The 11,952-nt window shown below is 33.8% G+C and carries 13 protein-coding genes; 3 read left to right on the plus strand and 10 right to left on the minus strand.

Annotated features, from left to right (window positions below; genetic code table 11):
- The first annotated feature begins 6 nt into the window (after positions 1-6).
- Positions 7-228: a FeoC-like transcriptional regulator gene (locus SYN6308_RS11505; RefSeq protein WP_026102037.1), complete on the plus strand. Its 222-nt coding sequence runs from the start codon at positions 7-9 to the stop codon at positions 226-228.
- A gap of 23 nt (positions 229-251) precedes the next feature.
- Here the strand turns inward: SYN6308_RS11505 and SYN6308_RS11510 are convergent, their stop codons facing one another.
- From SYN6308_RS11510 to SYN6308_RS11520, 3 genes are all read right to left on the minus strand, one after another.
- Positions 252-1,115, minus strand: coding sequence for an aldose epimerase family protein (locus tag SYN6308_RS11510; RefSeq protein ID WP_017294591.1), 864 nt, complete (start codon positions 1,113-1,115; stop codon positions 252-254).
- A gap of 101 nt (positions 1,116-1,216) precedes the next feature.
- Complete coding sequence (locus tag SYN6308_RS11515; protein WP_017294592.1) at positions 1,217-1,843, minus strand: Uma2 family endonuclease; 627 nt, start codon at positions 1,841-1,843, stop codon at positions 1,217-1,219.
- Positions 1,844-1,892: 49 nt separating this feature from the next.
- Positions 1,893-2,561, minus strand: coding sequence for a diacylglycerol/polyprenol kinase family protein (locus SYN6308_RS11520; RefSeq protein WP_017294593.1), 669 nt, complete (start codon positions 2,559-2,561; stop codon positions 1,893-1,895).
- A gap of 23 nt (positions 2,562-2,584) precedes the next feature.
- On the opposite strand from SYN6308_RS11520, the gene SYN6308_RS11525 reads away from it, so the two are divergent.
- Positions 2,585-2,779: a hypothetical protein gene (locus tag SYN6308_RS11525; protein WP_144051516.1), complete on the plus strand. Its 195-nt coding sequence runs from the start codon at positions 2,585-2,587 to the stop codon at positions 2,777-2,779.
- Positions 2,780-3,257: 478 nt separating this feature from the next.
- On the opposite strand, the gene larE is transcribed toward SYN6308_RS11525, so the two are convergent.
- From larE to SYN6308_RS11565, 6 genes are all read right to left on the minus strand, one after another.
- Positions 3,258-4,061 (minus strand): ATP-dependent sacrificial sulfur transferase LarE, encoded by an 804-nt coding sequence (gene larE / locus SYN6308_RS11535; RefSeq protein ID WP_017294596.1) that lies wholly within the window; start codon positions 4,059-4,061, stop codon positions 3,258-3,260.
- Positions 4,062-4,306: 245 nt separating this feature from the next.
- The gene (locus SYN6308_RS11545) at positions 4,307-4,927 is read right to left on the minus strand and encodes a cytochrome c oxidase subunit 3 (protein ID WP_017294598.1); all 621 of its coding nucleotides are present in this window, start codon (positions 4,925-4,927) and stop codon (positions 4,307-4,309) included.
- A 311-nt stretch (positions 4,928-5,238) separates the two neighbouring features.
- Complete coding sequence (gene ctaD / locus SYN6308_RS11550) at positions 5,239-6,885, minus strand: cytochrome c oxidase subunit I (protein WP_017294599.1); 1,647 nt, start codon at positions 6,883-6,885, stop codon at positions 5,239-5,241.
- A gap of 123 nt (positions 6,886-7,008) precedes the next feature.
- Positions 7,009-7,953 (minus strand): cytochrome c oxidase subunit II, encoded by a 945-nt coding sequence (locus SYN6308_RS11555; RefSeq protein WP_017294600.1) that lies wholly within the window; start codon positions 7,951-7,953, stop codon positions 7,009-7,011.
- 136 nt (positions 7,954-8,089) lie between these two features.
- A complete protein-coding gene (locus SYN6308_RS11560; protein WP_017294601.1) occupies positions 8,090-8,971 on the minus strand; it encodes a tRNA (5-methylaminomethyl-2-thiouridine)(34)-methyltransferase MnmD in 882 nt (293 codons plus the stop codon).
- Positions 8,972-9,131: 160 nt separating this feature from the next.
- The gene (locus tag SYN6308_RS11565) at positions 9,132-9,710 is read right to left on the minus strand and encodes an adenylate kinase (protein WP_017294602.1); all 579 of its coding nucleotides are present in this window, start codon (positions 9,708-9,710) and stop codon (positions 9,132-9,134) included.
- 167 nt (positions 9,711-9,877) lie between these two features.
- Here SYN6308_RS11565 and lpxB point away from each other — a divergent pair, with 167 nt between their 5' ends.
- Positions 9,878-11,059, plus strand: coding sequence for a lipid-A-disaccharide synthase (gene lpxB, locus SYN6308_RS11575; protein WP_026102039.1), 1,182 nt, complete (start codon positions 9,878-9,880; stop codon positions 11,057-11,059).
- Positions 11,060-11,478: 419 nt separating this feature from the next.
- Here the strand turns inward: lpxB and atpC are convergent, their stop codons facing one another.
- Positions 11,479-11,880, minus strand: a complete 402-nt coding sequence (gene atpC / locus SYN6308_RS11590) for an ATP synthase F1 subunit epsilon (RefSeq protein WP_017294607.1) — start codon at positions 11,878-11,880, stop codon at positions 11,479-11,481.
- Between the last annotated feature and the right edge of the window lie 72 nt (positions 11,881-11,952).

Here is an 11,952-nt window from a genome sequence, read left to right on the forward strand (position 1 = left end):
GAAAAAATGATTTTAACGGACATACAAAATTATTTAATCAAACACCGTAAAGCATCTTTACAAGAGTTAGCTATTTATGCTCATTCTGATGCTGATGCTATTCGTCTGATGTTAAGCCGTCTCATTCGCAAAGGAAGAGTTAAGCAAATCAAGGGTAAAAAATGCGGTGGTTGTCATAGTTGCACTCCTGAATCCATGGAATTTTATGAATGGATATTGAATCACTAAAAAAATTAACCTATTTCATTGTGTTAATAGATTTCGATCGAAACTTGTGCCGTATAAGTTTCATCAGGTTGTAAGTAGTTTAATTGTTCTCCTGTGTTAAGGGCGTTACGAGGCGCACTCCAAGGCTCAATACAAATAAAATCTTTATCTTTCAATGTCCAAAATACGAGGGTAGAGAATAAATCACTATAGGAAATTTCTACTTTTAAATTACGTTTTCCGTCAGTAAATCCTGTTGTTTGTCCTTGTAATTGAGTAAAAGCAATGTCTATTTCGTCTAAATTATAGTCTAATTCACCATTAAAACTATAGGTTTTATCTCCTGTTTTACTATTATATTCTTGAGCAGGAATTTCGAGAGTTAATTTAGTTTTATCACCACAGAAAAAGTAAGGATGAAAACCAACTGAAAAAGGCATTTTTTCTTGAGATTTATTATGATAAGATTGCTCAATAATCAGTTGCTTTTCTCTTAGTTTATAGGTAAAATTAAGCTCAAATTCAAAGGGATAAACCTTTAAAGTTTCTGGGTTACTGGTTAAAGTTAAAGTGAGATTTGCACCGTTATCTGTATCTTGATTTGTGACTATCCAAGGTAAATCTCTGGCAAAACCATGTTGTTTTAAAATATAACTTTTTTCTTGATAGGAATAGAGATTATCTGGCAAGTTTCCACAGATAGGAAATAAAACAGGAATGCCTCCTCTTACACTAAGTTGAGGATTTTTAAATCTCTGTTTATCTAAGTATAAAATTTTTTGCCCTTGTATTGTCCAATCTGTGACAATGCCTCCTTTTTCGGGGACAATTTCTAAGCGAGAGTTACTGTCTAAATCTTTTAAAATATAGGTTAAATATTCTTCTTGTTTAACAGCGATATTATACATAGTTATAATTTAGGATAAAAAAGGGTAAGATGAAATGTAAATTAATTCTATAACAAAAGCAAAATTATACGGTAAAAATTTAAAATATTTAACTATAAAAGTTAACTGCTAATTTTTTGTTGAAATTCTAATACAGCGTCAAAAGGTTCATCATAACAAAGATAATCAGTAAATAAATTAATGTCTAAATCAGGTAATAAACTACTATTATTCATTTTAGTATAATTTTCATTTTCTAAAACATAGATACTTAATTTTTTTCTTTCCCAAAACCATACTTCTTTTACTCCTAAACCTTGATAAATTTCTAAAGAATTAATGCCTCCGCTCGGTACAATTACTTCTATGGCAATATCAGGAATATCTTTATTCGTATTAATACAATAGCATTGATCAGGTTCAATTCCTCGTTGTATAATTTGGTTTTTAAAAGTAGTTGAACCTAAAGGATAAAATCTAATTTTTTTAGTGAAAAAATAGGCTTCTAAAAGTATGCCAATAATTTTTTTATCAAATTCATGAATACGACTAGGAGACATAATAACTAGATTTTCTTGCAAATATTTAATTTTAATTCTCGATGAATCTTCTAATAAGCATAGTAATTTTTCGTACTGATTCCAGCTTATATTATTAATCTGAAAAACTACCTCTGATTCAGCATCTTTTAATTTAGCTAAATTAACTAAATTCTTTAAATGTTCTAATTTATCGATCGTACTAACCATAATTAATTAAATATACCACGATTTTTAATATCAATTATTCTAGCAAAGTTTAATATAAGTATATTTGTGATAAATAATAGGCAATAATTGCACTGATAACAGGTACGGTTAAATTATCTATACCGATGGAAGAAAAGGTTTCTAATATAGTAGCAAATATTCCCACGATGGAAGCAATCATTAAATTTTGCCAAGAAAAACCTAAGATAATTAACGTAACAAAAATACTAATAATTGTCATGGTTAATGAGCCTTCCCAACTTTTTTTATTTCCTAATACTTGATATTTATTTTTTCCATATTTTTGTCCAATTAAAGCAGCCATGCCATCACCATAACTCATAATTAAAATGCCAATAGCGGTAAATTGTTTGTATCCAGTTTGCCAAAATAATGTGGTTAAAATACCAATACTAATAGCATAAAATAATGTACCTAAACTTTTGCGCCCTATCCCATTAACACTAGGTAAAATAGGGAAAAAATAGGAAGTTATCGCCACTAAAGAAGCGATGATAGAAGCGAAAATAATTATATCCTGAGATATATTAAGCCACCATGCCAATAAAATAACATTTCCCGTACCGATATGAACAATTTTACGAGTTAACTCTGCATCGGTTTGAGAATAACGACTAAAAATTTCAGCTATTAATAATAAAATAACTAAATAAATGGTTACGATCGAAATAGATGTAAATTCTATGTTTAAATACATTGTTAGTCAAGAAAATGAAAGCTATGAAAATTGATACTTATACGAAAACTATTTTAACTATTATTGCAGTTTGTTTAGTATTTATTACGATCGAACTTGCTAGTTTTTCCCCCGTCAATGCCAGTAACTCGATCGATGTTAACATCAAAGCAGTTAATGGTAGAAGTGTTTTTAGTGGAGTACCTGTTATTACCTCAGTTCGATGCAAGAATGTTTGATAAGGGCAGGTTTCAGGTGTAATTTTCAGAAGATTATATAATTCTATCAAAGAATTGAAGATAAAAAAATCAATCCACAAGACGAGCAATTCACGCCCAAAAAATTAGTTTAAGACAACCTTATCTTGATTTCAAAGATGATATTGATTTAGTCATTTTAGAAGCTGATAAACTTAAACTTCAAGCTAAAAAATATTTAGCTAATTATTAGGAAATAAAATATGGATATTAGAAGTTTTTTTGATTATATTAACCAATTATTGAGTAAAAAAACACAAGTAGTGAAAGCAGAAAAAGAGAAATATGAATAAGAAATAAATTTTTTTAATGAGGCAATTATTAATTGAGAAGAATTAATAAATCTTGATATTTCTGAGGATATTAAAAATAAAATAATCAAGATAAAATAACGATCGAATGGTATTCTTTCCTGTAAACCATTTAAGATAATGAATAGTGGATAATTTTCAATTCTGCATTAATTAATTAATTGATTGAGTTTGCCACTACGATAACCTTCTAAGTCGAGGGTGACGTAAGTAAAACCCAAGGATTGAAAATGATTGACGATGGCAGGGAGGTTGTTTTGGGCGATAAATTCTTTGATTTGTGTGGGTAATAATTCTATTCTGGCAGTATCTCGATCGAACCTTACCCTAAGATTACTATAGCCTAATTTACGCAGATAAATTTCTGCTCTACCCACACGATATAATTTCTCATAGGTAATTTCTTCCCCATAGGGAAAACGGGAGGATAAACAAGGTTGAGAAGGCTTATCCCACCACGATAACCCCAAAATTTTCGTCATTTCTCTGACTTCTACCTTAGTTATACCCATTTCTGCTAAGGGCGATCGAGCGCCTCTTTCTTTTGCCGCCTGAATACCGGGGCGGTAATCTTGTAAATCATCGGCATTTACGCCATCTATCACATAGGGATAGTTTCTTTCTAAAGCAAGGGGTTTTAGTTTGTCATGCAATTCACTTTTACAAAAATAACAACGATTAACGGGGTTTGAGGTGTAGTTAGGGTTACTCATTTCCTCCGTTTCTATCAACTCGTGGTTAATACCGATTATCTTAGCTTGTTCTTGCGCTTCGTCTAATTCTTCGGGTAACAAAGAAGGTGATACTGCTGTAACGGCAATACTTCGATCGCCCAATACATCATAGGCGACTTTTGCCACTAAAGTACTGTCAATGCCACCAGAATAGGCTATTAAAGCCTTATCCATCGATCGAAAAAAGCTCTTTAAATCTTTTAATTTTTCTTCAATCATACCGTTAATAATGGAAAATGGAAAATGGAAAATGGAGAATGGAGAATGGAGAATGGAGAATGGAGAATGGAGAATGGAGAATGGAGAATGGAATGCTTTTATTAATTGTTAATTGTTAATTGCTAAGGCGATTTACGAGAAAGAATTTACTAATCTTCTTTATAATTCCCCCTTTGTTAAGGGGGGTTAGGGGGGATCATGCAGGTATATTTATTATTAGAAATCACCTAATTGTTAATTGCTAATTATGTTAAGGGGAGTAAATAAACCAGAATAAATAAAATAATCCAGATTACATCGACAAAATGCCAATATAATTCTGATGCTTCTACCCCAAAATGTTTACTAGCAGAATAGTGTCCTTGTGTTCTCGATCGCCACAAAACCGCTAAGATAAACAATAAACCTGCGGTAACGTGTAAACCGTGAAAACCAGTCAACACATAAAAACAACTAGCGAAAAGGTTATCAGTTAAACCGAAACCAGTATGGGCATACTCATAAAGTTGCCCACCTAAAAAGATAACCCCCATAATCGCAGTAATCCCAAACCAGAGTTGTAAACCTTTAACATCGTTATTTCTAATACAACTTTGCCCTTTGTGCATCACAAAACTACTAGAAATCAGAATAATGCTATTAATACCAGGTAGTAGTAACTCTAGCTCAATATCACCCATAGGCCACTCAGGCATAGTAGCATAATAGATCATATAAGCACTGAAAAGACCAAAAAAGATCATACTTTCAGCAATAAGAAACAATACTAACCCAAACATCCGATGATCTGGATGTTCGTGATGATGGGCTTCGGATTTATTTTCATAACTAACAGTAACTTGAGAATCGATCGTTGAACCTTGCATAATATTACAATAATAATCGAATAAATTAAACGTAGGTTGGGTTAGTGATAACGTAACCCAACAATTTTAAACTAAATTAAATTAGGACAATTCGTAATAGACTTCTCCATAAATTAAGAAAAGAAGGGTTAAAACCCCCTCACTACGAACAAATTAAACATCTTTTTTGGAGATGTCTAATCGATTGCACAAAAAAAAGAGTTTAAATCGTAGGGGTTGAATATTATTCAACCCACCCTCAGATACTCAACTCACCCTCATAGAGAAGTCTATTGGATGAAAATGTTGGGTTTTATTTCATGCAACCCAACCTACTTGGCGCTGACATCGGCTAACATATCAGAAACGCTTTCTTCCTCAGCCTCTTCATCGTCAATACCATAGTCATAAGGACCACTCCATAATACTGGTTCTTCCTCAAAGTTTTCGATGATAGGGGGTGAAGCTGTTTGCCATTCAAGGGTTAACGCCCTCCAAGGATTACGCTCGGCTTGAGTGCCTTTAGCTAAACTCCATACCACGTTAATAATGAAAGGAAGAGTTGACACCGCCATAACGTAAGCTCCAGCAGTACTTAATAAATTCAACGGTTGAAACTCCACATCATATAAAGCAATACGGCGATTCATCCCCATTAAACCTAATTGGTGCATGGGCATAAAAGTAATGTTTAAACCGATGAAAGTTAAGATAAAATGTAACTGTCCTAAACCTTCATTGTAATTTTTACCCGTCATCTTGGGAAACCAGTGATAGAAGCCCGAAAATAGAGCTAATGCTGAACCACCAAATAATACATAGTGGAAATGCCCGACAATAAAATAAGTATCATGGACATGAATATCAAAGGGTACAGAGGCAACCATTACCCCTGTTAAACCTCCAATCAAGAAAGACGACACAAAACCCATAGCGAATAACATGGGGCTATTTAGCTCAATTTTGCCTCCCCACATTGTGGCACACCAACTAAAAATTTTAATGCCTGTGGGTACAGCAATTAACATCGTAGTTGCCATGAAAAACATCCGTAACCAACCCGGAGTACCACTGGTAAACATATGATGCGCCCACACAATTAACCCTAAAAAACTAATGGCTAAACTGGAGTATGCGATCGCACGATAACCAAAAATAGGCTTACGGGAATGTACAGGAATGACTTCAGAAACTACCCCAAAGAAGGGCAAAATCATAATATACACCGCAGGGTGAGAGTAAAACCAGAATAGATGTTGATAAACTACAGGATCACCACCACCTGTAGGATTAAAGAAACTTGTACCAGCAATTAAATCGAAGGAAAGTAAAATTAACGCTCCAGCTAACACAGGAGTAGAGAGAAGAATTAAGGCAGAAGTTGCTAACATTGCCCAACAAAATAAAGGCATACTGTGCAAATCCATATCCTTCATGCGCATTTTGAGGATAGTAGTAGCGAAATTGAGCCCTCCTAAAATGGAAGATGTACCCAATAAAAGTACACTAACAATCCAAATTTCTTCTCCCCAAACACCACTCATTAAACTTAATGGGGGGTAAGAAGTCCAACCAGATTGAGGCGCACCGACTAAAAAACTACTTAATAATAGCACTCCTCCGGGGGGTACTAACCAAAAAGCAACGGCATTCAGACGAGGGAAAGCCATATCTTCCGCACCAATCATCAAGGGAATTAGATAATTGGCAAATGCCGCCCCCGCAGGTACAATCCATAAAAAGATCATAATCGTACCGTGAAGGGTAAATAACTGATTGTATAACTCAGGTGATACAATATCAGGATCAGGGGTTGCTAATTCTGTGCGCACTACTTCGGCAAATGCACCTCCGATAAAGTAAAACAAAAAGGATGTTACTAGATACTGGATACCAATAACTTTGTGATCTGTGTTAAAGGTAAAGTAATCAATTAGTTTCCTTTCTTTATGATTCGATGTTTCTGAAATTGCGTTCATAAGTTGGTTGATGAAAAATTACTTTAATTATGCAGAATAATTGAAAATAGAGAATTGACAATTAAAAATATTTCCCCTAGTCTCCTTGTCTCCTAGTCTTCTAGTCTCCCCAAGCCTAATTCTTTAATCATGAAGTTGAGCAAGGGTTTCGGGAGTCACCCCTAAATGCTGAGAGTGCATTTCTAAGCGTTTTTCTTCCGTCATGGGTTGAGTCATCATTGCCATAGTATCGGCTTTTTCTTCGGCATTGGCAAAAGTATTCTCTTGAATCCATTTTTGGTAGTCTTCTTCACTTTCTACATGAAGGGTTGTTTTCATGCCTCCGTGATAAGCACCACACAACTCGGCACAAACAATGGGATAATCTCCAATTCTATTGGCGTTAAAGGCTAAAGCGGAATCTCTTCCCGGTAATACGTCTTGTTTTAACCTAAGTTGAGGTACCCAAAAAGCGTGAATTACATCCCCTGCTTTCATATTGAGTTTGACTTGTTTGTTAACGGGTACATGAAGCTCTCCAGATATTACTCCAGAATCAGGATAGGTGAAAATCCATGCGTATTGAATACCGTTTACTTCTACTTCTAAGTCAGCTTTGGAGTTTCCAATGCCCAAGGATAAATGCCCTTGATGGGGATTATAGGCAACCATTTTTCCTTGATTTCCTGCCATTTGCATTTCTTCTTGGGGAAAGTCTCTGGAGGTTTCTGGGTCTAAACCCCCTAGATTGTTATATACTTCAAAGCTATAAAGCGCCAAAATAAACACAATTACGGTGGGAATGGCAGTCCATACTATCTCTAAGGGTACATTACCTTCGATACCCGGTCCGTCGGTTTTGTCGCCTTTTTTGCGCCTAAATTTGATTAGGCAATAGACTAAAACGCCTTCTACGATTAAAAATAAGCCTGTGGCGATCGTCATCATGAGGTTAAATAAATCATCTACCTCTACCGCACCCTGAGAGGCTTGTATGGGCATTAAGCCATGATTTTGTCCATACCACAAACTGATTAAGGTTAGCAAAATTCCTGCTATCAGTGTGATAATATTACCCGGAATATTCACTGTTGGTAATCCTATTTAATAATTAACTTCTTCTTCTTAGGATAAGATATATTTTCTGTTATGTTGCGTTGTCTTAAAGATTGCCTGACATTTCTTTATTTTTTCTTTAGCTTTTGTGATCAATTTATCTTCATATTCAGGAAAACCAACGTTTTTTCCATTGGCTAGTATTTTCTAAATTACTTATGGCTTGTTCTTCTTCACGGCGTAACTTTATAATTTCTTTTGTATCTTTAAGTAAGGGGTCTCGATAGGGTATAGCGGCACGAGTTTGTAGATGTTCTAATTCCATAACAGAAAGGGGAGATAATGACTGTTTCCCTTTTGTAGCAACCGTTCCGGGCGATCGTCTTCCCACAGAAAAGTTATTTCCTATGGTTAAACCTGCTAATTGAAAGGCTTTTCTTACCCCTGCTGAACATGAGTAAGTGGCAATAATACCTTCGTCATGCAAACTATGTGCAATAAGGGTTAAAAATTCTACTGTCCAAAGTTGAGGACATTTAGGCGGTGAAAAAGGATCAAGAAAAACGGCATCAGCTTGAAAGTTTTTCGGCACTAATTTTGATAATGTTTCCCTCGCATCTCCGATTAATAACTGCATTTTTATTAAGGGTAAATTTACCTCTTTTTCTCTTAACAATAATTGTAAAATTTCTCTAGTATCTGATGACCAATATTCTAATAAATTATTTTCTAAGGCTTGTTTTGGTACTGTTTCATCTAATTCTAAGGCTATAAGTTCGATCGCACAGCAACCTTTCTCGATCGAACATTGATGATTATTTTTAAGAATAAAATCTAAAACTGTTGCAGTATTATAACCTAACCCGTAACAAATATCAAGAATTTTAATACTATTTTTCTGCTTAATTTTATTCTCAATTTGACACCCTTGAATATAGGTAATTTCTGCTTCGGTTTTTGCTCCATATTTAGTGTGAAATGTCTCTTTAAACTCAGAAGAATAAAAAGTTTCTGAGCCATCGACGGTGATTATTTGGTCAAAATTACTCATGGTAACATTTATTTTTTCTGCTATTTGGAGATAACATGATCACTAATATTTTTTAATATGTTAGTTACTAATACCATAAATTTTTTTCTCAGTTCGTAGTGAGGGTTTTAACCCTTATTTTTTTAATATTCTTGTTAATTGAAAATATTTTTATTAAAAACTAACTTGTTTTTATATTATCAATAAATGGTTTAGCTCGATCGACTATTTCTTGTTCTATTTGCTCGATCGAACCTTCCGCAGATATATTAATTAAAGTGTGTTTATAATCATAATATTCTAAAATAGGAGTAGTGCGTTGTTTAAATAACTCAATTCTTTTGTTAATAACTTCTAGTTTATCATCAATATTTCCTCTATTTAAAGAGCGTTTAATCATAGTTTCTTTACTCACATCTAAGTAAATCGCATAGTTGATTTTTTGGTTTAAATCTTCTAATAAAAAGTCTAATTCTTCCGCCTGAAATGCCGTACGAGGATAACCTTCTAATACCCAACCCTTCGCTACATCTTCCTGTAAAAGACGTTGCTTCATAAATTCAATCATCATTCTATCAGGCACTAATTCCCCTTTTTCGACATATTCCTTTGCTTTTTTGCCCAAGGCATCATCAGATTCGATGGCACTACGCAAAATATCCCCTGTAGAAATTATCGTAATATTCAAATCTTTTGCTATTTTATTCGCTTGAGTACCTTTTCCTGAACCCGGTCCTCCTAACATAATTAATCTAACCATAAATTTTACCTCTAATAATCATAAATTCTAAAATAATATCAAATAAATTGTAACTAAAAATAATTACTTTTTTCCCAATAAACACTATTTTTCTTTCCTCGATTAAAACATTAACTATTAAGGTCAAATTAAGGTAAAATCAATGATGTTTTATCATCATGATCGCTATGCGGATATTTGTTAGTACAGGAGAAGTCTCAGGAGATTTACAAGGAGGATTGTTAGTTCAAGCGCTCTATCAAGAAGCCCAAAAACAGGGTATTTCTTTGATAATAGAAGGCTTGGGAGGTGAAAAAATGCGATCGTCTGGTGCTAACATTATCGCTGATACTACTGCTATTGGTTCTGTCGGGTTGTTAGAATCATTACCTTTTATTATTCCTACACTAAAAATACAACAAAAAGCCAAGCAGTATTTACACACTAATTTACCTGATATTATTGTTTTAATTGACTATTTAGGGCCTAATTTGGCGATCGCATCTTCCCTTAAAGAAAAATATCCTCACATTCCTATTATTTGGTACATTAGTCCTCAATTTTGGGTGTGGACTCCTCGCCAACAAGACCTCAAACAACTATTAAAAGTTACTGACAAATTACTGGCTATTTTTCCCGAAGAAGCCAAATTTTATCAAGAAAAAGGTTTGAGTAGTGTTTATGTCGGTCATCCTTTGCTCGATCGAATTAAAACAGCACCAACTAGAGAAAATTCGAGGGAAAAATTAGGGATTAAAGAAGCAGAAAAAATGATTGTTTTATTACCTGCATCTCGTCAACAGGAATTAAAATACTTATTACCAGTCATGTTAGAATCTGCTCAAAAAATTCAAGAAAAATTCCCTTTAGTCAAATTTTATTTACCCATTTCTTTACCTAAATATCGAGAAAAAATTGAAGACTTAATAAGTCAATATAAAGTAAAAATTAACTTATTTGAAGGAGAAACTTTAGAAATTTTAGCAGGATCAGATTTAGCTATCACCAAATCAGGTACAGTAAATTTAGAGTTAGGTTTATTAAAAATTCCGCAAATTGTGATTTATAAAGTCAATCCTATTACTATTTGGATAGCTCGAAAAATTTTACGATTTTCTATTTCTTTTATGTCTCCTGTTAACCTTGTTTCCATGAAAGAAATTGTCCCCGAATTATTGCAAGAAAAAGCCACTGCTGAGAATATTTTTAACCTTTCTCAAGACTTATTATTTAATCTCGATCGAACTAATAAGTTAAAATTAGACTATGAAGAAATGATCAAAATATTAGATAATGAAGTGGACTCTGTGAGTGAAAATGTTGCCCGAAAAATTTTAGAAATTAATAATAGTTTTCAAAGAAAAAATTAAGAAAATAAAGGGAAAAGTCAGACAAAATAATATCATTATACCATCTTTAAAAGTAGAAGTTTCCTGATTAGGATAATGACCTTTATACATAAATCCTAAAGATAAAAAACCTAAAACATAAACTAAAAATGGAAATAAAAGAAGTACAATTAAGCCTAAAAAAATCTTTAATAAAATCATATAATCATAATTGAACACAAAAAAAGTAGCTATCTTTCAAGCTACTAATAAATCTAACAAATTATTAATTAATACTGTTCGATTAATGGCTCAAGTTATTTTGTCCTCCCCTAAATCCCCAATACTGGGGACTTTTACCAAGTTTGACTCCCCCAAAGTTGGGGGCAGAGGGGCTTAACCAACCAATCTTGACTCATTACTCCTTACTTCCCCTTACCAGTTATATGCAATATCTGAGTTTAACCCGCCGCTTGTAATCTCGCTTTAGCTTTTTTAAGCCCTTGAGTGGCTTTCATTTGTTTAGCTCGATCGCCACTTGCAGTAGCTTGTTCGAGGGTTTTTTGAGCCTCTGTTACAGCGTTTTGAGCCGATTCCTTATCGATCGAATCCCCTAATTCAGCACCATTAACAAGGATTTTAACCTCATTTTGTTCAACTTCCGCAAAACCGCCCATGATGGCGATCGATTTCCATTCCTTATCAGAACGAACCCTTAAAACACCAATGTCAAGATTTGTCAACAAAGGAGCATGATCCGTTAAAATTCCCAACTGTCCACTACCACTAGGCAAAATTACCTCTTGAGCAGTTTCGTCCCACACAGTCTTATCAGGAGTAATTACTCTTACAGTTAAAGTCATAATTCAAAAAATATCAATAATTTTATAACAGGTTCGTAGTAAACCCCTTTAGGGGTTGTTCAGAAGACTAAA

Origin of the sequence: Geminocystis herdmanii PCC 6308 (genome assembly GCF_000332235.1) — a bacterium.
GTDB lineage: Bacteria > Cyanobacteriota > Cyanobacteriia > Cyanobacteriales > Cyanobacteriaceae > Geminocystis > Geminocystis herdmanii.